Source organism: Sphingobium sp. 15-1 (assembly GCF_013375535.1).
In the GTDB taxonomy this organism is placed as follows: Bacteria; Pseudomonadota; Alphaproteobacteria; order Sphingomonadales; family Sphingomonadaceae; genus Sphingobium; species Sphingobium aromaticivastans.
In genome coordinates this window covers 256,235-276,900 of sequence record NZ_JABXJG010000002.1, presented here as the reverse complement: position 1 = coordinate 276,900, position 20,666 = coordinate 256,235, and the positions used below count along the sequence as shown (strand labels likewise).

The 20,666-nt window shown below is 62.0% G+C and carries 19 protein-coding genes; 18 read left to right on the top strand and 1 reads right to left on the bottom strand.

What is annotated here, in order from left to right; all coding sequences use genetic code 11:
- Positions 1-87: 87 nt before the first annotated feature.
- A complete protein-coding gene (locus tag HUK72_RS17510; protein WP_176598088.1) occupies positions 88-579 on the top strand; it encodes a hypothetical protein in 492 nt (163 codons plus the stop codon).
- Between the two features lie 80 nt (positions 580-659).
- Here the strand turns inward: HUK72_RS17510 and HUK72_RS17505 are convergent, their stop codons facing one another.
- Positions 660-1,610: an AraC family transcriptional regulator gene (locus HUK72_RS17505; protein ID WP_176598087.1), complete on the bottom strand. Its 951-nt coding sequence runs from the start codon at positions 1,608-1,610 to the stop codon at positions 660-662.
- Between the two features lie 250 nt (positions 1,611-1,860).
- On the opposite strand from HUK72_RS17505, the gene HUK72_RS17500 reads away from it, so the two are divergent.
- The 17 genes from HUK72_RS17500 to ccoS all read left to right on the top strand — a co-directional run bounded on the left by HUK72_RS17500 (position 1,861) and on the right by ccoS (position 20,599).
- Complete coding sequence (locus HUK72_RS17500) at positions 1,861-2,907, top strand: aromatic ring-hydroxylating dioxygenase subunit alpha (protein WP_176598086.1); 1,047 nt, start codon at positions 1,861-1,863, stop codon at positions 2,905-2,907.
- Positions 2,904-3,932, top strand: a complete 1,029-nt coding sequence (locus tag HUK72_RS17495) for an aromatic ring-hydroxylating dioxygenase subunit alpha (RefSeq protein ID WP_176598085.1) — start codon at positions 2,904-2,906, stop codon at positions 3,930-3,932. Before HUK72_RS17500 ends, HUK72_RS17495 begins: the two co-directional genes overlap by 4 nt.
- Before the next feature lie 90 nt (positions 3,933-4,022).
- Positions 4,023-6,305 (top strand): TonB-dependent receptor, encoded by a 2,283-nt coding sequence (locus tag HUK72_RS17490; protein WP_176598084.1) that lies wholly within the window; start codon positions 4,023-4,025, stop codon positions 6,303-6,305.
- Positions 6,306-6,366: 61 nt separating this feature from the next.
- Entirely contained in the window at positions 6,367-7,326 is a 960-nt protein-coding gene (locus HUK72_RS17485) for a fumarylacetoacetate hydrolase family protein (protein ID WP_176598083.1), read from the top strand.
- Positions 7,327-7,433: 107 nt separating this feature from the next.
- Positions 7,434-8,375: a VOC family protein gene (locus HUK72_RS17480; protein WP_176598082.1), complete on the top strand. Its 942-nt coding sequence runs from the start codon at positions 7,434-7,436 to the stop codon at positions 8,373-8,375.
- 45 nt (positions 8,376-8,420) lie between these two features.
- On the top strand, positions 8,421-9,917 hold the full coding sequence (locus tag HUK72_RS17475; protein WP_176598081.1) for an FAD-dependent monooxygenase: 1,497 nt from the start codon (positions 8,421-8,423) through the stop codon (positions 9,915-9,917).
- An 11-nt stretch (positions 9,918-9,928) separates the two neighbouring features.
- Positions 9,929-10,753, top strand: coding sequence for an SMP-30/gluconolactonase/LRE family protein (locus HUK72_RS17470; RefSeq protein ID WP_176598080.1), 825 nt, complete (start codon positions 9,929-9,931; stop codon positions 10,751-10,753).
- A 258-nt stretch (positions 10,754-11,011) separates the two neighbouring features.
- Complete coding sequence (locus HUK72_RS17465; protein WP_176598079.1) at positions 11,012-11,674, top strand: OmpW family protein; 663 nt, start codon at positions 11,012-11,014, stop codon at positions 11,672-11,674.
- A 232-nt stretch (positions 11,675-11,906) separates the two neighbouring features.
- Positions 11,907-12,674, top strand: coding sequence for a Crp/Fnr family transcriptional regulator (locus HUK72_RS17460; RefSeq protein WP_176598078.1), 768 nt, complete (start codon positions 11,907-11,909; stop codon positions 12,672-12,674).
- A 260-nt stretch (positions 12,675-12,934) separates the two neighbouring features.
- On the top strand, positions 12,935-14,593 hold the full coding sequence (gene ccoN / locus HUK72_RS17455) for a cytochrome-c oxidase, cbb3-type subunit I (protein WP_176598077.1): 1,659 nt from the start codon (positions 12,935-12,937) through the stop codon (positions 14,591-14,593).
- Between the two features lie 14 nt (positions 14,594-14,607).
- Entirely contained in the window at positions 14,608-15,354 is a 747-nt protein-coding gene (ccoO, locus tag HUK72_RS17450; protein WP_176598076.1) for a cytochrome-c oxidase, cbb3-type subunit II, read from the top strand.
- A complete protein-coding gene (locus HUK72_RS17445; protein ID WP_066562242.1) occupies positions 15,351-15,518 on the top strand; it encodes a cbb3-type cytochrome c oxidase subunit 3 in 168 nt (55 codons plus the stop codon). The genes ccoO and HUK72_RS17445 overlap by 4 nt, the downstream gene beginning before the upstream one ends.
- Positions 15,511-16,416, top strand: coding sequence for a cytochrome-c oxidase, cbb3-type subunit III (gene ccoP / locus HUK72_RS17440; RefSeq protein ID WP_176598075.1), 906 nt, complete (start codon positions 15,511-15,513; stop codon positions 16,414-16,416). The genes HUK72_RS17445 and ccoP overlap by 8 nt, the downstream gene beginning before the upstream one ends.
- A gap of 3 nt (positions 16,417-16,419) precedes the next feature.
- On the top strand, positions 16,420-17,850 hold the full coding sequence (ccoG, locus tag HUK72_RS17435; RefSeq protein WP_176598074.1) for a cytochrome c oxidase accessory protein CcoG: 1,431 nt from the start codon (positions 16,420-16,422) through the stop codon (positions 17,848-17,850).
- A 3-nt stretch (positions 17,851-17,853) separates the two neighbouring features.
- A complete protein-coding gene (locus HUK72_RS17430) occupies positions 17,854-18,330 on the top strand; it encodes a FixH family protein (RefSeq protein WP_176598073.1) in 477 nt (158 codons plus the stop codon).
- Positions 18,330-20,462 carry a cation-translocating P-type ATPase gene (locus HUK72_RS17425; RefSeq protein ID WP_176598072.1) on the top strand — a complete coding sequence of 711 codons (2,133 nt, stop codon included), beginning with the start codon at positions 18,330-18,332 and terminating at the stop codon, positions 20,460-20,462. The genes HUK72_RS17430 and HUK72_RS17425 overlap by 1 nt, the downstream gene beginning before the upstream one ends.
- Positions 20,459-20,599, top strand: coding sequence for a cbb3-type cytochrome oxidase assembly protein CcoS (ccoS, locus tag HUK72_RS17420; RefSeq protein WP_007688161.1), 141 nt, complete (start codon positions 20,459-20,461; stop codon positions 20,597-20,599). The genes HUK72_RS17425 and ccoS overlap by 4 nt, the downstream gene beginning before the upstream one ends.
- Positions 20,600-20,666 lie beyond the last annotated feature (67 nt).

Sequence of the window (20,666 nt, the reverse complement as noted above, 5' to 3'; positions counted from 1 at the left end):
CGCTTCACATCCTGTTGAACCCGCTGTCCCGGCCTGTTCGGGATCGCAAACGCGCGCATTTTCGTCCACGCTTTAAAGGAAGAAGACATGTTCGGAATATCTCCCCTGGGCTGGGTCCATACGATCGGGAGCCTGCCCGCCATTCCCGCAGCCCTCTACATGCTGGCCCGTCACGGCCGGATCGTTCCGCGAAGCATGGCGGGCAAAATCTATTTCGCCTCCATGGCGATCGGCGCGGTATCGGTCTTCCTCGTCGCCCACCAGCCGGTGAGCTATGGCATCGGCATTGCGACGATCGCGCTTCTGCTCGCCGGATATGGCTTCGACCGGCTGCCCATCCTCGGATGGGCTGCCATCTATCTGGAGACGGTTTTCCTGAGCGTCACCGTCTTCCTGCTGATGGCGCCCACCGTATCCGAAACGCTTCGCCGGGTGCCAGATGGCCATCCGCTGGTGACGGACATGAAATCCCCACTTCTGCTTGGCGCGCAGGCGGCTCTGCTTCTGGCGCTCGTCCTGGGGGTTGCGGCGCAGATCCTATTGCTGCGCCGGCGGAAAAATTCGGTCGAAAAAGAGTAATGGAAAGAGGGCGTCGGATTTGGCGATTTGGATGTCGTTCGTTTAGAATTGGCAATTGCTCGCGCCAAAATTGACGACTTCTATTCTTTTCCTGGACCGGACCGTCGATATTCGCGCGGCGAAAGTCCGCTATGGGCGCGAAAGGTGCGCGTGAAGGAAAAGCCGCTTGAAAATCCGAGTTTTTGTCGGACACCCTCTATGCTGAGATCGGATTGCATCAGCATCTCTTCCGCCAGCGTCATCCGCCATCGCGTGACATAGTGGATCGGCGTGATCCCGATGAGGCTCTTGAACTGCTCCGCGAAAACGGTCCGGCAGAGGCCGCAGCTTTTGGCAAGGTTGGCAACCGTCCACCGGTTGGAAGGATGGGCATGGATCGCGGCCAGAGCCTGTTTGATGTGCGGATCGACCAGTCCGGCCAACAAACCGATGGGAACTGTCGGTTGCGACAGCGCTGATCGAAGAATCTGGATGAACAGCAGCTTGGTCATCTGATCTGCGACCGCCATGTAACCGGGGGTAAGGTTCTTGCTTTCATGCTGTATGAACTGAAGCGCCATGCGAAGTTGCAGGCCCAGGCTGTCATCCTTCGCCCGCAGGTGAAGCAGGCTGGGAAGCTGATCGATCAACGCCGCCGATCCTCTTCCCTCCAGGGCCAGAAGTCCGGACAATATCGTGACCGTTTTCCTGCCCGTTCCCGCGGTCAAGGTGTTCGGGCGCTGTAATGTTCCGCCTTTCCAAAATTCCGAATTGTTCGAGCTTACCAGTTCCTCGGCCGTCATCAGCTTGCTTTTTATGTTAGCCGCCAGTGCATGGGGCGGCCAATGCATTGCGACGACCAGGTCGCCTTCGTGCAGCGGAACCGGCCCATCTTCGCTCAATAGCCAACATTCGCCTTTGGTTATGTAGTGAAATGGTATTCCGCTGGTGCTTGGCACCATGTCGATGCCCCAATCGCCACCGCATCGGGTCTCCACGAGCGCCGACCCGTTAACGCGAACGGAATGAAAAATATCACTCAGCACATCCATGACGAGTTCCGGACGATATGTGCAAAAAAACGGACACTCAATGGCTATACGTCCGTCCGTGCTGCCTGTAAACCTGGAATGGTAATCCGGTTTCATATTTAATTATTCGAAAGTTTTCAAATCACCGATTTGAAATGGATCGATGAAATGAAAAATTCAAAATAAAATCATGACTCAATGATAAAATCATATTTCCCGGTTTTTATGAAGTTATCTTGCGGCTTAATAATCGGTTTTGGTGAGGATTTAAATGCGTGCGCTTAGAAATATATGGTATGTTGCCGCATGGGCGGAAGAGCTCAATGCGGGTGACATTCTCCATCGCATCTTTCTGGAAAAGCCCGTTGTCCTCTTCCGCGACCAGGAAGGCGCCGTCAAAGCCTTGAGCGACCGCTGCCCCCATCGGTTCGTGCCGTTGCATATCGGTGATCTCGTCGAGGGCGCGATCCAATGCAAATATCATGGCCTGCGATTTGGCGGTGACGGCCGCTGCGTACTCAACCCGCACGGTTCCATCGTCCAGGCGCTGCATGTTCCTGCCTACCCGGTCGTCGAACGATATGGCGCCGTCTGGATTTGGCTGGGCGACCCTGAATTGGCCGATCCGGCCAAGATTCCGGTCTTTTCGATATTGGAGCCTGATCTTTACGCGGTGGGCCATGGCTATCTGAGGGTGCACGCCAATTATGAACTCGAATCCGACAACATCATGGATTTGAGCCATATCGAATTTCTTCATCCGCTTTTCTCGACCGAAGCGGTGCGGCGGGCCAAAATCCAGTCCTATCAGGAAGGCGACATCGTGTGGTCGAAGCGCTTCATGACCGATGATCACCTGCCGCCCTACCTGGCCGATGTCTTCAACATCCCGCCTGGCACGCTGGCGGATCGATGGCTCGACTGCCGCTGGCGCGCGCCTGCGCTGATCGAGCTTTGGGGAGGGGCCGTGTCGGCTGGCCGCCCGCCCGAAGAAGGGGTCGTGACTCCCAGCATTCATTTTTTCACGCCCGAGAGTCAGGGGACGACGCATTATTTCTACGGCATGTGCGCGCCTCTGTCGCTCGGCGCGAGCGCCCATGACATCGCCCGGAAGCAGACAGAAGCGCTTCGAATCCCGTTCGAGGAGGAGGATCTGCCCGTGCTGGAAGCGCAGCAGGCGATGATCGGTGATGCGCATTTCGATTCGCTCAGACCCGTTCTGCTGCCTGGCGATGCGGGTGGCGTGCGCGCCCGCCGTGTCCTGGCGCGCATGATCGCCGCCGAAGAGGGCCAAGCCCGTGAAGGTGAAAAGCTATGACCCAATGGCTGAAAAATTGCTGGTATGCCGCCGCCTGGGCGGACGAACTCGGCAACGATGATCGGCTGGCGCGGACGATCGTCTCGGAACCGATCCTGATATGGCGCAACCGGGAAGGCGAACCGCGCGCTGTCGAAGATCGATGCGCTCATCGCTGCGCGCCACTCAGCAAAGGCAGCATCGCTGGCGATGTGGTGCGATGCGGCTATCATGGCGTTGCCTATGACGGCAAAACCGGCAATTGCGTCGATAATCCGCATGGCCCCATCGTTTCGGCTCTGGCTGTCAAGCCATATCCGGTGGTCGAGCGCCATAGGATCCTCTGGATCTGGATCGGCAACGCCGACCTGGTCGACCAGGCCGCGATACCGGACCTGTCCTTCATAGACAGGACGCCGCGGCATGCCTTCAGCAAAGGCTATATGCCGACGAAAGCCGATCACCGCCTGCTCGAAGACAATATCCTTGATTTGAGCCATGGCGATTATCTTCATGCCGAGACGCTTGGCGGCGGCTCGTTCTCCAGGGCGAAGCCCCGCGTCGAAGAGATCGACGATATGGTTCAGGTGACATGGATCGCCCGTGACGAGAAGGCGATCCCGATCTGGCGGTCGGAATTGCCGGACCCGGACATGCTGGTCAACATGGAAACCATGGTGCGCTGGCATCCCAATGGGGTGATGCTCTTGACCACCGATCTGGAGCCGATCGGCCGTTCCGACAGAATGATCAAAAGCACGGCTGCGCACATCATGACGCCTGAATCCGCATTTTCCACTCATTATCTATATTGCAATAGCCGCAACTACAGAGTCGATGACGAGAAATATAATGCGATGTTCACGGAGAGCTTGGCCATCGCGTTCGGCGCGGAAGACAAGCCGATGATAGAAGCTCAGCAGATGCGTGTTGGAGAAAGTGATATATTTGACTGCTCGCCCGTCATGTTGAGTATCGACAATGCCTCAACGCGGGCACGTCGCATGTATAAAAGGCTCGTTGATGCGATGTCCGGGCCGATTTGATTGATCGGGAACGCCATTCAACATTGCGATATGGGGCGATCCCGTTTTCCGAGAAGCAAAGCAGAACAAGTGATAAAGGAGGGGATTTTCATGAAAACGCGTGTGATTACGCGGATGTCGGTGTGTGCAGCGGCGGCGTTGACGCCCATGTACCAGGCGGCTGCACAGACGGCATCGGGCGCTTCGGACGATCGTCAGGTCAACGGTCGCGCGGTCCCCGAAAGCGGTATTGCGGACATTGTCGTGACGGCGGAACGACGTTCGTCCTCGGTCCAGCGGACGCCGATCGCCATATCCGCCGTCGACAGCGGCACCTTGCGCAAGAGCGGCATCAGCAATCTGGAAGGTTTGGGCGACAGAATCCCCAATCTGACCTTCCAGCGCAACAATGGCGATGCCCTCATCTTCATCCGCGGCATCGGCTACAACAGCATCGCACCCGGCAATGAAGCCCGCGTCGCGCTCTATGCCGACGGCGTCTACCAGAGCCGCAACCAGGCTGCGCTCCTTGGCTTCTACGATGTCGACCGCGTGGAAGTGCTGCGTGGCCCACAGGGTACGCTGTATGGGCGGAACGCCATTGCCGGCACCATCAATATCCTGACGCGGGCGCCGGGGTCCGATCTGAACGGCTATTTCACGGGAACCGTCGGGGATTATGGACTGATCGGCACGGAAGGGGCCATTGGCGGTCCCCTGTCTTCCACCGTCGGAGCGCGGCTGTCCTTCCGCACGGTGGATCGCAACGGCTACGGCCGCAATCTCAGCACCGGGGAAGACGTGAACGACGAACGGAGCCGCAGCGTTCGCGCGAAGATGGAGTTCAGGCCTTCCGCTGCGTTGACATTCCGGCTCTCCGCCGATTATTCCAAGGAAAGGGACAATTCCGGGGGCTACCGCTTCGCCGGGCGCGGCAATCAGTCGGTCGTCCCCGTCGCGCTTGCGCTGGGTGGGACGGTTCCGTCGGACAAGCAGGATGCGGCGGGTTTTGGCCCTCGCCAGAATCTTGAGACCTACGGTTTCACCGGTCAAGCCGACCTCGAATTGTCGGACCGCACGACGATAACCTCTCTGACCGCATACCGCCACTTCTTCGCGTCCCAGCAGACCAACATAGACGGATCGACCGCGGAGCTGAGCCGCATGTACATCACCGAACGGTCGGAGACGATAACGCAGGAGCTTCGTTTGTCGCAGAAGATCGGCGCCTTTGCCGACCTCATCCTGGGCGGCTATCTCTACCATGAGACCAATTCGGCCAGTAATCAGGTTCCGCTGAAGGGTTCGGTGCTCGGTCCCGCGTTTGGCGTGGGCGCCCTTGTCGATCCCGACGTCTTTTACGAGTTCTACGGATCGTTCGGGCGGGTGAAGACTGACGCGCAGGCGGTTTTCGCCCAGGCGAGCATTCACCTCACCGAAAAGCTGGAGCTGGATATAGGGGCGCGCTACAGCCATGAGAAGAAGCGGATCGCAGAAGAGCAGCAGCTCGACATCCTGTCGCCATTCGTCCTTGATAACGGACTGAATGTGGCTTTCGACCCCACTCAGGGCCTTCTCGGGCTCGGACGGGCGGACCAGAAGACGAAAGCCAGTTCGTTCGATCCGAAGATCACCATGAGCTATCAGGCAAGCGCAGGCCTGTTCGTCTATGCGACCTATTCCAAAGGGTTCAAGTCCGGCGGCTTTAACATCGGCAACGTGCAGCCGGCTTTCCGGCCCGAGAAGCTGACAAATTATGAGGCGGGCTTCAAGCTCGACGCGTTCGACCGGCGGCTCCGGCTCAACCTGTCTGCCTTCAGCTACGACTATAAGGACCTTCAGGAAAGCGTTGCGGAACTTGTTTCGCTGGTCACGAAGAACGCAACCAGCGCGCGCGTGCGCGGCCTGGAGGCGGAGCTGACGGCCCGTCCGGTCGATGCCGTCACGATCTCGCTCAACGGCGCCTATCTCGACGCCAAGTTCAAGAGCTTCTTTGATACGGACCCCTCCCACCCGGAGTTGGGACTCCAGAATCTCGAAGGCAATCGCCTGCCGAGCGCACCCCAATATCAGATCGGCGGACAGATCAGCTACGCGATCGGGACCGGCATTGGCGAGATCGTTCCCAGGGTCAGCGCGACATGGTTCGACAAGGTGTATTTCACCCATTTCAATACGGTGGAGGCGCGTCAGCCTGCGCGCACGCTGGTCAATCTCTATCTGGGGTGGACCTCTCCAGACACGCGCTGGTCGGGATCGGCCTATATCAAGAACCTGACCAACGACACCTATGTGTCGAGCTTGATCGTCGCGACGACCGCGCTTGGTTCGCCCATGCCCGGTCAATACGGCCCGCCGCGGACAATCGGCGTCAATCTTACCAGATCATTTTAACATTGGGGCCGTTCAGCGCCATTTCGAGCGCGCCCTCACGCGATAATTTGGGATCATCATCATGAAGCTTGTCACATTTTCGATGGGCGGGGCGGCCAAGCTCGGCGCGATCGCCGGCGATCTGATCATCGACGTTGAAAAGGCGGCCGTCATCCTGGGCCGCATGGATTGCCCTCAGTCGATGCAGGCGTTGATCGACGCCGGTGACAAGGGGCTGGCGATGGTGCAGGCGCTGGTGGAAGCGATGCCGGAAGAGGCCCTTGTCACGGACGCCAAACTGCTCGCGCCCTTGCCGCGACCGGTGAGATTCCGGGATTGCTGCCTATTCCTGGAGCATATGGAAATCTCCGTCGGAAAGATTGCGAGGGCGCAAGCGGAGGCGGCCGGCAGCGCCGCGCCTCAGCCGCAGGGTAAAGACGGGCGTTGGCTGAACGATCAGTTCTACAAGCAGGTCATCTATTACAATGCCGATCATCTGCACGTCCATGGGCATAAGGATGACATAGTGTGGCCGGTCCAGCCCGGTTGGGCGGACTATGAGCTGGAATGGGCCTGTGTCGTCGGCAGGGGCGGCCGCGACATCGATCCCGCCGATGCGCGCGCGCATATCTTCGGCTTCACGATCTTCAACGACTGGTCTGCCCGCGATCTGCAGATTCCCTTCATGGAGGCCAATCTCGGCCCCGGAGAGGGCAAGGACTTCGCCAACTCCTTCGGCCCCTGCATCGCGACGATCGACGAGTTCGCGGACCCGTATAAGCTGCGGATGACCGCCAGCATCAATGGCGAGATCTGGTCGAGCGGCACGACGTCGAGCATGCACCATCGTTTCGAAGATGCCTTGGTGCAATTCAGCCGGGGCAAGGAGCTTTTCGCGGGAGAGATCATCGGTTCCGGTACTGTGCTGGGCGGTTGCGGTCTCGAACTCGACAAGCGTCTTGCGCACGGCGACGTCGTCGAGCTGGAGGTCGAGGGTATCGGCGTGTTGCGCAATCGCGTCCTTTTCCCCGAGGCTGGATAAATGATCGTTCAGCCATGTGATCGCCGGGCGCTGCGCCGGAACGCCAATGCAAGAACGATCAAAATATGGGCGCCACTAGGTTTCGCGCAATGGAGGGGAAGTATCCCATGGGAATAGTCTCCGGCATTAAATATGTACGCTATTCAGCGCCCGATCTGGATGTCATGCAGGGGTTTCTTGAAGACTTTGGCCTGGTGCTGTCGCGTCGAACCGACAAGGAACTATGGATGCGGGGCGCCGGACAAGAACCGGTTCTCCACATCACGGAAATCGGATCGGAAAGGCGCGGCTTCGGTATCGGCCTGCAAGCCGCCAGCCTCGACGATCTGCGCGCCATTGCGGATGCCGCGGGCGTGGAGCTGTGCGCTGCTCCGGAACATCAGGGCGGCAAGCGCGCGACGCTTGTCGATCCTAACGGCCTGAGAGTGGACATAGTTTACGGCATGCCCCAGGCGGACCCGCTGCCGATCCGGGCGCCGTTGACGCTCAATGATTCCCGGTCGAGCGAGCGTCGCGGCATATATCAGCGCCCAATGCGCGGGCCGTCCCATGTCGTCCGGCTCGAACATGCCGTGCTGGCCGGTCCGAATTTCGAAGAGGCCTTGTCCTTTTACCAGACGATCCTGGGGATGAAGATTTCCGACGTCATCACCGCGGGCGAGGGCGGCGAAGCCGTTGCCATATTCTTGCATTGCGGCCTTGGCAACGCCTATACCGACCATCACACCGTGGCGATCATGCGCTACCCCGAAAGCGCGATCGACCATGCCGGCTTCGTGACGCTGGACTGGGACGACCTGATGCTGGGCCATCAGCATCTCAAAGCCGCCGGCCATGTCCATGATTGGGGAATCGGCCGCCATATAATGGGGAGCGAGATATTCGATTATTGGCGAGACCCGTTCGGTAACAAGCTCGAACATTGCTTCGACGGCGATCTGGTAAACGATGATCATGAAGCCGTCACGGTTTCGATCGAGGATGACATCCTCTCGATCTGGTCTCCTCCCCTTTCGGATAGTTTCACGCGGCTGAATACAAAAGACTGATCATCATCTCCATCACAGCAAATATATGCAGAAAGATTGAAATACATGACCGATCGATATGACGTCGGAATCATAGGCTATGGCGCGTGCGCCGCCGTTCTCGTCGAGCTTCTGCTTCAAAAGGGCGTGAATGTCGTCGTGTTCGACAAATGGCCGGACGTTCTGGGAATTCCACGGGCCGCCCACGCCGATGATGAAACGATGCGGAACTTCCAGGCGGTCGGGGTCATCGACGATATACCGGATGCGATCGAAGCTTCGAACAATTATTATGTCTACAACGCCATGGACGAGGTGGTCGGCGGTTTCACCGAGATGACCCGGGACCGCACGCCCCAGGGTTATCTGAGCGACTATTTCTTCTTTCAGCCCGATATCGAACGCTATCTCCGCAAGAAGGCGGCGGAGCGCGGCGCGGCGATAAAGCTCAATTGCGAGGTGACCAATGTTGAGGAGGTAGCCGACGGCGTTCGCATAAGTTTCAAGGATGGCAATTCGGCATCTCCCGATCGGGTCCGGCATGTCGTCGTGGATTATGCGGTGGGCGCCGATGGCGCGAACTCCTTCGTGCGCGACTTGCTCGGGTTCGAAATGGAGCAACTGGCCGAGCCGCAGCGCTGGATGATCTGCGACATTCAATTGCATGAGGGGCTGGGCGCCGATCTTTCCAAGGACTCGTGGACGAAGGTGACGGCCGAGGAGACGATCACCTTCGTGCCCATGGCCAAGAATATGAAGCGTTTCGAATTCTCGATCCCCGATGATCTCGATGAGGCGGCGGTGGGAAGCCCGGAAGCGATCGAGCGGTTCATCGCAAAGTGGTTCGCCAGGGAGGATTATGATCTTCTGCGGGCGCACATCTACCATTTCCATTCTCTGGTTGCCTGTCAATGGCGGAAAGGGCGGGTCCTGATCGCGGGCGATGCGGCCCATCGCGCGCCTCCCTTTCTGGGCCAGGGTGTCTGTACCGCGATCCGCGACGCGGTGAATCTGGCCTGGAAACTGGAGCGCGTGGTGCATGGGCGTTCGTCTGATGCGCTGCTGGACAGCTATTTTGCCGACCGCTATCCGCATGCCCATGCGCTGACGAGGATCGCTGGAGAAATTGGCGACAATCTGAAATGGATGGCCACCGCCACACAAGCAGAACTGGCGGCCATGAAAGGGCAGCAGTTCGATCACACGCAGGCGAGGCCGCATGTGGGCGGAGGGCTGCACATGGCCACCGCGATCGCGGGAGGGGAATTATCGCCCCAGCCCGTGCTGGCGGATGGGAGACTGCTCGATTACCATGTCGGGTATAATTTCGCGCTTGTGGGCGATCCGGCCGTGTTGTCCGGGCTTTCCGCGTCCACCACGGCCTTGTTGCGCGACCTCGACGCCGTCGTGGTGGCCGACGATAGCAAGGCGGTGCGGGACGCCATAGGTGGGCTGGGCGGTTCCGTGATGTTCCTTCGCCCCGACCGCTACCTTCTTGGCATATGTTCGTCGGCATCCGAGGTCGATGACATGGTGCGGAAGCTGACGGAAACGCTGCGATAAGGGAGGTTGGGTTGAAACTCTACGCTTCTGGAATGATGTGGGGGGAAGGTCCGCGCTGGCACAATGGCGCATTGTGGCTGTCGGACACGCAGGGAGGGAAGCTCTGGACCGATGCGAATGGCGTCTGGACCGCTCATGAGACCCGATCGGTGTCCAATGGCCTATGGTTCCTGCCCGATGGCCGTCTGGTCGGAGCCATGATGAATGAACAGCGCATCGGACTCTGGAACGGATCGGGCTGGGAAGCCTTTGTTGACCTTGGCCATCTGAACCCCGGCCCGCTGGGTGACATGGTCGGTGACGCCAGAGGCAATCTCTATGTGGACGATGTCGCTTATTCTCTTCCCAAGGGCGAAGCACCACGGCCCGGACGCCTTCTGTTCGTCGGCCGGGACGGAACGGCCAGGGTCGCCGCCGAAAATCTGGACTTTCCCAACGGGCTTGCTTTCCAGGACGAGGGCAAGACGCTTGTCGTGGCGGAAAGCGGAGGCGAGCGCCTCTGCTGCTTCAGCGTTGATGAAGAGGGCGGGCTTCATGACAAGAGGCTTTACGCGGATCTGACTGCGCTGCTGGCGCGACCGATCAAGCCTGACGGAATCTGCGCCACGAAGAACGGCATCTGGGTGGCGACACTTGAAAATAACGCCGTCTGCCTCATTCGTGACGGCCAGGTACTGACTTCGCTGTCGGTCGGCCATCTCAGTCCTATCGCCTGCTGTGTCGATGACGCTGAAAGCCGCCTCTTCGTTACGGCGGTGGACACCGGAAGGCAGCCGTTGATGGATGCCGTGCGGAGCAGAAACATCTCGACAAGCGTGGTGGCATTCGATCTTTAGACGCGGATCATGACGGGTCGCCCCCGGCAAATCGACTTTGAGGGCGAATCCGTGCAGCGGCTCGTGAGGGCTGGAAACCGCCGATGCCGTGAAATTCGGTGACATGATCGACGCATATGGAGCTCCCGTACCTGATCATATGGATGGCGGTTTCCGGCATTGAGGCAGGTCAAATTGCCGGTTGCGCGGGATCAATGCCGGGCGTGTCGCGGCGCGGCAGAAGGGCGCCACTGACAACAGGGATGGAGTTTCAAGGACATGACCATCAAGACGATCCTGCTGGGCGCGGTTGCCGGTTGTGCTGTTCTGGCCGCGCCTGCCCAGGCGGCGCAGGGCGATGTGCTGCTGCGGCTGCGCGGCATCATGGTCGCGCCCAACGAGAAGAGCGGGAGCGTGCTGCCCGCCTTTCCGGGTGAGAAGGTGAAGGTCGACAACAGCGTGATGCCGGAAGTCGATGTCACCTATATGGCGACCGACCATATCGGTTTCGAGCTGATCGCCGCGACCACCAAGCATAGCGCGAGCGGGCAGGCCGGCACGACCGGGGGTATCGGCAGGCTTGCATCGACCTGGGTGCTGCCGCCGACGCTGACGGCGCAATATCATTTCCTGCCCGAAGGGAAGATCAGGCCCTATGTCGGCGCGGGCGTGAACTATACGCTATTCTATAATGAGAAGGCGTCGAACGCGCTGGAGGGCGCGGTGGGCGCGACCAAGGTGCATATGTCCGACAGTTTTGGCTGGGCGGGGCAGGTCGGGGTCGACATTGACCTTAACGAGCGGATGTTTTTGAATTTGGACGTCAAATATATCGACATCGATACCACGGCGCGGCTGTCGACCGCTGCTGCAGGCGTGCAGAGGGTGAAGCTGGAGCTTGATCCCTTCGTCTTCGGTGTGGGTGTGGGGATGAAGTTCTGATGGGGTGGGGTGGCGGCTTTGGCCAATTGCCGCCACTAAGAGCGACGTGCTCCTGCGCGGGCAGGAGCCCAGTCCTGCCCTCAGTGTGTCCTCGAACCGTCTGAACTGGGCTCCTGCCTTCGCAGGAGCACGTTTTGCTTCAAGCAGCGGACGGTCCGCCAACCACCCACTTTCGCCTCGTAGGGACAATTACGGATAGGTTGCGGCGTGCGGCGGCGGCATGGATCGGCGCATGGATATGCGATTTGATCTGGCGCAAAAGGCGCAGGACGATGCGGCCTTCGTCATGGCGGCGGCGCCGCCGGCCAAGGGCTGTGGCGGGCAATATTGCGACCGGTGCGAGGTGCGCGATCAGGCGATCTGCGCCGACCTTGACGAACAGCAGCGCGTGGCGCTGAACCGGATCGGGCGGCGGGTGTCGCTGCAAGCTGGGCAGACCGTGATGTGGGAAGGCGACAGCTCCACGCTGGTCGCCAATGTGATCGAGGGGACGCTGAAGCTGTCCACCTCCACCGGCGACGGGCGCGAGCAGATCGTCGGTGTCGTCTATGCATCGGATTTCATCGGCCGCCCCTTCGGCGCGCGGACGCCGCATAGCGTCACGGCGCTGACCGATGCGCGGCTGTGCCTCTATCCGAGGGGCGCCTTCGACGGCTTCGCGCGCGAACATCCGGCGCTGGAGCATCGGTTGTTGCAGCGGACGCTGGACGATCTCGACCGGACCCGGGCGTGGATGCTGCTGCTGGGGCGGAAGAATGCGCGGGAGAAGGTGGCGACCTTGCTGCTCGATATGCACCGGCGGCTGCGGGCGGACCGGGACGGGGTGATCGAACTGCCCCTGTCGCGGCAGCAGATAGCCGATGTGCTGGGGCTGACCATCGAGACGGTTTCCCGCCAGATCAGCGATTTGAAGCGGTTGGGTGTGATTGCGCTTTCCGGGCGACGGGGCGTGCGCATCGTCGATGCCGATCGGCTGGAAGGCATGGCCGAGGGGGAGTGAGTCCCCGGGCCTTTATTTCATGACGTCGTTCCTGCGGAGGCGGGGATTCATTTCCCTGACGCTAAGGCTATCTGCATCGTTGGGAGATGGATCCCCGCCTTCGCGGGGATGACGGAAAAAGGGGGGCGTGCCGCCCTACGGACATTCCCCTACATACCTACGACGCCGGCTTTGACAGAGGTCAATGCAGAAGGGCGGTTCCGCAGCGAAGGACGCCGCAAAGCCTTTGACGGGGAAATCATTTAAAAAGCGAGTTGGCTATGGAGCAACTGGTTTGGAAGACGGGCGGCTGGTTCGCGCTCGCGACGCTGGCCTTTCTGGCGGCGCTGGCGGCGGCGGACTTCGGCTTTGCCGTGCATATGGGGATCGTGTGCGCCGCCGCGCTGGCCGTGGCCGTGCTGACGATGCGGCATGCCGATTATGAGGCGATCACGCGCGGGCTGCTGAAGATGCCCGAAAGCCAGGGGAAATATGACGACGATCCGATCCGCTGGGGCGTGATCGCGACCGTCTTCTGGGGTCTGGCGGGCTTTCTCGCGGGGCTGTACATCGCGCTTCAACTCGCCTTTCCAGCGCTGAACCTGGGGCTTGAATATACCAGCTTCGGGCGGCTCAGGCCGTTGCATACCTCCGCCGTGATCTTCGCCTTTGGCGGCAATGCGCTGATCGCCACCAGCTTTTATGTCGTGCAGCGGACCTGCCGGGCGCGGCTGGCCTTTCCGGCGCTCGCGCGGTTCGTCTTCTGGGGCTATCAGTTTTTCATCGTGCTCGCGGCGACCGGCTATCTGCTGGGCATTACCGAGGGCAAGGAATATGCCGAGCCGGAATGGTATGTCGACCTGTGGCTGACCATCGTCTGGGTCGCCTATCTGGTCGTGTTCGGCGGCACCATCTTGCGCCGCAGCGAACCGCATATCTATGTGGCGAACTGGTTTTACCTGAGTTTCATCCTGACGATCGCGATGCTGCACATCGTCAACAATCTTTCCATGCCGGTCAGCCTGCTCGGTTCCAAGAGCTACAGCGCCTTCGCGGGCGTGCAGGATGCGCTGACGCAGTGGTGGTACGGGCATAATGCGGTCGGTTTCTTCCTGACCGCGGGCTTCCTGGCCATGATGTATTATTTCGTGCCCAAGCAGGCCGAGCGGCCGGTCTATAGCTATCGCCTGTCGATCATCCACTTCTGGTCGCTGATCTTCCTCTATATCTGGGCGGGGCCGCACCATCTCCACTATACCGCGCTGCCCGACTGGGCGCAGACTTTGGGCATGGTCTTCTCGGTCATGTTGTGGATGCCGAGCTGGGGCGGGATGATCAACGGGTTGATGACGCTGAACGGCGCCTGGGACCGCATCCGCACCGATCCGATCATCCGCATGATGGTGATGGCGCTGGCATTCTATGGCATGTCGACTTTCGAAGGTCCGATGATGTCGGTGAAGGCGGTCAACAGTCTCAGCCATTATACCGACTGGACCATCGGCCATGTGCATAGTGGTGCGCTGGGGTGGAACGGGCTGATCACCTTCGCCTGCCTCTATTATCTGACGCCACGACTGTGGAAGCGCGAGCGGCTGTACAGTCTTCGCCTGGTGAACTGGCACTTCTGGCTGGCGACGCTGGGGATCGTGCTCTACGCCGCGTCGATGTGGGTCGCGGGCATCATGCAGGGGCTGATGTGGCGGGAATATGGTAGCGACGGCTATCTCGTCTACGCCTTCTCCGAAGTCGTGAGCGCCATGTTCCCCATGTACCTGATCCGGGCGGCGGGTGGCCTCATGTACCTGAGCGGCGCGATCATCATGGCCTGGAACATCGGCAAGACCATCGCGGGCAGCCCGCTGCGCGAGGAAAAGCCGATGAACGACGCCGCCTATGACGCCGACGCCGACCGGCCGCTCGTCACCCAGCCTGCCTGAAGGAGTATTCGGACATGGCAAGCAAGACCAAGAGCAAATTCTTCGACCATGGCAGGCTGGAGCGGAATGTCTCCCTGCTGGGTATCGCGTCTCTCATCGTCGTCGCCATCGGCGGCATAGTGGAGATCGCGCCGCTTTTCTGGATCGACAATACGATCGAGAAGGTGGAGGGCGTGCGTCCCTATACGCCGCTGGAGCTGGCGGGACGGAACATCTACATCCGCGAGGGCTGCTATAATTGTCATAGCCAGATGATCCGTCCTTTCCGGGACGAGACGGAACGCTACGGCCATTACAGCCTCGCGGCCGAGAGCATGTACGATCATCCCTTCCAATGGGGATCGAAGCGCACCGGGCCGGATCTGGCCCGCGTGGGCGGCAGATATTCGGATGAATGGCATGTCCAGCATCTGAAAGACCCGCGCGCGGTTGTGCCGGAATCGATCATGCCGGGCTATGCCTTCCTGGCCGAGCGCGAACTGAAGCTGCCCGACATGCGCAAGGATCTGACCGCGCTTAACGATGTCGGCGTTCCGTACAGCAAGGACGACATCGCCAAGGCCAATGACGACCTGAAAGCCCAGGCCGATCCCGATGCGGACAGCAGCGACCTCGTCAAGCGCTATCCCAAGGCGCAGGCCCGCGATTTCGACGGCGATCCGGCCAAGCTGACCGAGATGGATGCGCTGGTCGCCTATCTCCAGATGCTGGGCACGCTGGTCGATGTGGATAGCGCGAAACCGCAAGAGGTCGAGAGATGAGCTATGACGCCTTGCGGCATTTTGCCGATAGCTGGGGGCTGGTGTTCATGGGGCTGGTCTATGTGACCCTCATCGGCTGGCACTTCCTGCCCCATGGACGACAGCGCAGCGCGGAAGCCGCGCTCGCCATCTTCGAGGACCAAACGGAGGCCGACCATGGCTGACGAAAAGCGCATCGATCCCGCCACCGGGACGGAGATCAAGCATCATGAATGGGACGGCATCCAGGAACTGGACACGCCGCTGCCGCGCTGGTGGCTCTGGACCTTCTACGCGACGATCCTGTTCGCGCTCGGTTATGTGATTGCCTATCCGGCCATTCCGATGATCGACCGGGCGACCGGCGGGATGTTCGGCTGGTCGAGCCGGGGCGCGCTGGAAAAGGAACTGGCGGCGCGGGAAAGGCAGATCGCGCCGATCCGGCTGGCGATCGCTCAGACGCCGATCGTCGCCCTGCCGGGCAAGCCGCAACTGATGCAGGCGGCGGTCGAGGGTGGCCGGGCGGCCTTCCGCGTCCATTGCGTCCAGTGCCATGGATCGGGCGCGGCAGGGTCGAAGGGCTATCCCAACCTCAATGACGACGACTGGCTGTGGGGCGGCGATCTGGCGACGATCGAGAAGACCGTCACCGACGGCATCCGAAACCCGAACCATGATGCCTCGCGCCAGTCGCTGATGCCCGCCTTCGGCAAGGATCAGTTGCTGACGGCGGCGCAGGTCGACGATGTGGTGGCGCATGTCCGCACGATCAGCGGGCAGGACCGGCCAAGTGCAGCATCGCGGCGGGGGGACAAGGTCTTTGTCGACAATTGCGGGGTCTGCCACGGCCCGGCGGGCAAGGGCAGCCGGAGCCTGGGCGCGCCCAATCTGACCGATGCCATCTGGCTCTATGGCGGCGATGCGGGGACGATCCGTGAAACCGTCTGGAACAGCCGCCATGGCGTGATGCCGCGCTGGGACGACAAGCTGGACAAGGCGACCATCCGCATGCTGGCGGCCTATGTGCACAGCCTGGGCGGTGGAGAGACCACTGTCCCGGCAGCAGCGGGGGCGGGCCGCTAAGCCATGCTGATGTCCGGTTCCGCCTCGCTTTATGAAAAGCGCAAGGGCGTCTATCCCAAGGCGGTGGACGGCTTCTACCGCCGCCTGAAATGGGCGATCATGGCGGTGACGCTGGCCATCTATTGGGGCACGCCCTGGCTGCGCTGGGACCGGGGGCCTTATGCGCCCGATCAGGCGGTGCTGGTCGATCTCGCCCATCGCCGCTTCTACATGTTCGCGATCGAGATCTGGCCGCAGGAATTTTATTATGTCGCGGGCCTGCTGATCATGGCGGGGATCGGGCTGTTCCTCGTCACGTCGGCGGTGGGGCGGGCCTGGTGCGGCTATGCCTGTCCGCAGACGGTTTGGACTGACCTCTACCAGCATGTCGAACGCTTCATCGACGGCGACCGCAATGCGCAGTTGAGGCTCGCCAAGGCACCCTGGGGTGCGGCCAAGATCGCCCGGCGGACCGTCAAATGGTCGGTCTGGCTGGAGATCGCCTTCGTCACCGGGGGCGCATGGATATTCTATTTCGCGGACGCCCCGACGCTGCAACGGGAGTTCTGGAGCGGGACCGCCGCGCCGGTCGCCTATGCGACGACTTTCGTGCTGACCGCCACGACCTTCGTGCTGGGCGGGTTCATGCGGGAGCAGGTGTGCATCTACATGTGTCCCTGGCCGCGCATCCAGACCGCGATGCTGGATGAGAAATCGCTGATCGTCACCTACAAGCATTGGCGCGGGGAGAAGCGCGGGAGTCTGAAGAAGGCTCAGGCGCATCCGGGCGAGTTTGGCGACTGCGTGGATTGCAACCAGTGCGTCGCCGTCTGCCCGACCGGCATCGACATTCGCGAAGGGCCGCAGATCGGCTGCATTACCTGCGCGCTCTGCATCGATGCCTGCGACAAGGTGATGGCGCAGGTCGGGCGGCCACGCGGGCTGATCGATTATTGCACGCAGGACGATGCGGAGGCGGAGCAGAAAGGCGCCGCGCCGCGCCCGGTGCTGAGGACGCTGCTGCGGCCCCGCACCATCGCCTATTTCGCGGTCTGGGCCGGCATCGGCGCGGCCATGCTGTTCGCGCTCGGTGCACGCGAGCGGCTGGAGATCAGCGCGCAGCAGGACCGCAACCCGATCTTCGTGCGCCTGTCCGACGGCGCGATCCGTAACGCCTATACGGTCAAGCTGCGCAACATGCAGGCGCGGCCCCGCCAGATGGAAGTTGGCTTCAGCGGCCTGCCCGGCGGCAGGATGTGGACCGACGTGGGATCGCGTGAAACCGCTGCGACGACGGTGCGGACCACCGTGCCCGCCGACAGGGTGGCGAAACTGCGCCTCTTCCTGACGCTGCCGTCCGGCGGCCCGGCGCGGCAGGATTTCCGCTTCACTGTGCGCGCCATGGATCGCGAAGGCGGCAGCGCCAGCGAACCCGCCCGATTTGAAAGGCCCTGAAGCATGACCCCTGCTCCATCCTCCATCCGCCGCTTCACTGGCTGGCACATGACCGCGATCCTGGTCGCGTTCTTCGCCGTGGTGATCGCGGTCAACATGCTGATGGCGACCATTGCGGTGCGGTCCTTCGGCGGCACCGTGGTCGAAAACAGCTATGTCGCCAGCCAGAAATTCAATGGCTGGCTGGCCGAAGCCCGCGCACAGCGGCGGCTGGGATGGCAGGATAAGGTGACGATGGATGCGGCGCGGCATGTCCGCCTGACCCTGACCGACGCAAAGGGGGCGCCGATGGCGGGCGGCGGCGTGATGGCGGTCGCGCAGCATCCGCTGGGGCGGGCGCCTGACCTATCGCTGGCGTTCCACGAAATGGCGCCGGGTGTCTACGCCAGCGACCGCGCCTTGCCCCTGGGCCGCTGGCAAATCCGCTTCGATCTGCGCCTGACCGGGCGCGAGGAACATCTGTTGAGGGAGGTCGACTGATGGCCACGAAAGCGCTGATCCCCGATCCCGCAACGGAGGAGACAGCGGAAAGCCTGTTCGCCGTCCCCGGCATCCATTGCGTCGGCTGCATCGCCAAGATCGAGGAGGGGCTTCCCCGCCAGCCCGGCATAGTGTCGGCGCGGGTCAATATGGGGGCGAAGCGGGTCGCCATCCGGCACGATCCGGCCCTCACTCCGCCCGACCTGCGCGCCGCCATCGCCGCGCTGGGGTTCGAGGCGGAGCCGCTGGCCGATGCGGGCCTGGATGTCGCGGCGGCCGAAAGCAGGCGGCTGACGCGCGCGCTGGTGGTGGCGGGCTTCGCAGCGATGAACATCATGCTGCTGTCGGTGTCGGTCTGGTCGGGGGCGGCGGGCGCGACGCGGGAGATGTTCCACTGGCTCTCCGCGCTGATCGCCCTGCCGACGGTGGCCTATGCGGGCCAGCCCTTCTTCCGTTCGGCCTGGGCGGCGTTGCGGCAGGGGCGGACCAATATGGACGTGCCGATCAGCATCGGCGTGCTGCTGACGACGGGCATGAGCCTGTATGAAACCGTGACCGGCGGCGCCCATGCCTGGTTCGACGGGGCGGTGATGCTGCTGTTCTTCCTGCTGGCGGGGCGTTCGCTCGACAGCATGATGCGTGGGCGGGCGCGGGCGGGGGTGGCGGCGCTGCTCAAGCAGACCGCGCCCGGCGCGCTGGTGCTGGCGGCGGATGGGAGCAGCCGCTGGACCCGCGCCGACGCTCTGCGACCGGGCGTGACGATATTGGTGGCTGCGGGCGAAAGGCTGGCTGCCGACGGGCGCGTGGTGGAGGGCGAAAGCGGCCTCGACATCGCCTTCCTGACGGGGGAAAGCGCCCCAGTGCGCGTGCATCCCGGCGATAATGTGCAGGCGGGTGCGCTCAATATCGACGGGCCGATCCAGGTGGAGGTGACGGCGGCGGGGCCTGACACCGTTATTGCCGACATCGCCCGGCTGATGGAGGAGGCGGGGCAGAGCAAGTCGCGCTATGTGCGGCTGGCCGACCGGGCGGCGCGGCTCTATGCGCCCTGCGTCCATCTGCTGGCGGCGCTCTCCTTCGCGGGGTGGATGATCGCGGGGGCGGGCGTGCATCAGGCCTTGCTGATCGCGGTCGCCGTGCTGCTGATCACTTGCCCTTGCGCGCTGGGGCTGGCGGTGCCGGCGGCGCAGATCGTCGCCTGTGGCGCGCTGATGCGGCGGGGCGTGCTGGTCAAGGACGGGTCGGCGCTGGAACGGCTGGCGGAGGTCAGCGAAGCGGTGTTCGACAAGACCGGCACGCTGACGCTGGGCCGTCCGGTGCCGCAGGGTTTGCGCCGTCTGTGGCGCGACGACCGGTCGATCCTGCTGTCCCTGTCGCGGGCGTCCCGCCATCCGCTTAGCGTAGCCTTGAGGCAAGCATTGGAGGCGCGGGGGGTGACGCCCGCCGCGCTCGACAATGTCCGCGAAGTGGCGGGGGAGGGCGTGTTCGCGGACTATGGGGGCGTGGCCGTGTCGCTGGCGCGTCCGCGCAGCCTGATCAACCTGTTCGGGCTGGCGGCGGAATATCGGCGCGGCGATCAGGCCATGCTGCTGAGCTTCACCGACGCGCTGCGACCGGATGCGGCGGACACGCTGGACGTGCTGCGTGGCATGGGGCTGAAGATACTGATCGCCAGCGGCGACCGCCCCGACGCGCTGGAGGAGATCGCCCGGACGACCGGCACCACCGCCATCGGCCATCTGCGCCCCGCCGACAAGCTGGCGCTGATCGGCCGGTTGAAGGGCAATGGCGAGAAGGTGCTGATGATCGGGGACGGGCTGAACGACGGCCCGGCGCTGGCGGCGGGTCATGCCAGCATGGCGCCCGCCTCCGCCAGCGATGCGAGCCAGCTTACCGCCGACGCCGTGTTCCTGGGCGACAGGCTGGCGCCAGTGGCGCTGACCGTGCATGCGGCGCGGCGGACGGTGGCCGTGGTGAAGCAGAATTTCGCGCTGGCGATCGGCTATAATGTGCTGGCGGTGCCGCTGGCCATAGCGGGGAAGGTGACGCCGCTGGTCGCGGCGGTCGCCATGTCGACATCCTCGCTGATCGTGATCGCCAATGCGCTTCGCCTGAAAGGAGCTGTGAAATGACTGGTCTCAGCCTGTTGATTCCGATCGCGCTTGGATTGGGGCTGCTGGGGCTGGCGGCCTTTTTCTGGGCGCTGGGCAATGGCCAGTTCGAGGATACGGACGGGGCGGCTGTGCGCATCCTGATTGACGAGGATTGATGGTAGGCGGATTTTCGTCCATTTATGCCCGAATATATGGTCTATTTACCGGAATAATGGACAATAA

Coding starts and splice junctions, on each gene's coding strand:
- HUK72_RS17510 (WP_176598088.1), top strand. CDS start 88: ATGTTCGGAATATCTCCCCTGGGCTGGGTCCATACGATCGGGAGCCTG.
- HUK72_RS17485 (WP_176598083.1), top strand. CDS start 6,367: ATGAAGCTTGTCACATTTTCGATGGGCGGGGCGGCCAAGCTCGGCGCG.
- HUK72_RS17460 (WP_176598078.1), top strand. CDS start 11,907: ATGGATATGCGATTTGATCTGGCGCAAAAGGCGCAGGACGATGCGGCC.
- HUK72_RS17425 (WP_176598072.1), top strand. CDS start 18,330: ATGGCCACGAAAGCGCTGATCCCCGATCCCGCAACGGAGGAGACAGCG.
- ccoG (WP_176598074.1), top strand. CDS start 16,420: ATGCTGATGTCCGGTTCCGCCTCGCTTTATGAAAAGCGCAAGGGCGTC.
- HUK72_RS17475 (WP_176598081.1), top strand. CDS start 8,421: ATGACCGATCGATATGACGTCGGAATCATAGGCTATGGCGCGTGCGCC.
- HUK72_RS17480 (WP_176598082.1), top strand. CDS start 7,434: ATGGGAATAGTCTCCGGCATTAAATATGTACGCTATTCAGCGCCCGAT.
- HUK72_RS17430 (WP_176598073.1), top strand. CDS start 17,854: ATGACCCCTGCTCCATCCTCCATCCGCCGCTTCACTGGCTGGCACATG.
- HUK72_RS17445 (WP_066562242.1), top strand. CDS start 15,351: ATGAGCTATGACGCCTTGCGGCATTTTGCCGATAGCTGGGGGCTGGTG.
- HUK72_RS17495 (WP_176598085.1), top strand. CDS start 2,904: ATGACCCAATGGCTGAAAAATTGCTGGTATGCCGCCGCCTGGGCGGAC.
- ccoO (WP_176598076.1), top strand. CDS start 14,608: ATGGCAAGCAAGACCAAGAGCAAATTCTTCGACCATGGCAGGCTGGAG.
- HUK72_RS17490 (WP_176598084.1), top strand. CDS start 4,023: ATGAAAACGCGTGTGATTACGCGGATGTCGGTGTGTGCAGCGGCGGCG.
- ccoN (WP_176598077.1), top strand. CDS start 12,935: ATGGAGCAACTGGTTTGGAAGACGGGCGGCTGGTTCGCGCTCGCGACG.
- HUK72_RS17505 (WP_176598087.1), bottom strand. CDS start 1,610: ATGGATGTGCTGAGTGATATTTTTCATTCCGTTCGCGTTAACGGGTCG.
- ccoP (WP_176598075.1), top strand. CDS start 15,511: ATGGCTGACGAAAAGCGCATCGATCCCGCCACCGGGACGGAGATCAAG.
- ccoS (WP_007688161.1), top strand. CDS start 20,459: ATGACTGGTCTCAGCCTGTTGATTCCGATCGCGCTTGGATTGGGGCTG.
- HUK72_RS17465 (WP_176598079.1), top strand. CDS start 11,012: ATGACCATCAAGACGATCCTGCTGGGCGCGGTTGCCGGTTGTGCTGTT.
- HUK72_RS17500 (WP_176598086.1), top strand. CDS start 1,861: ATGCGTGCGCTTAGAAATATATGGTATGTTGCCGCATGGGCGGAAGAG.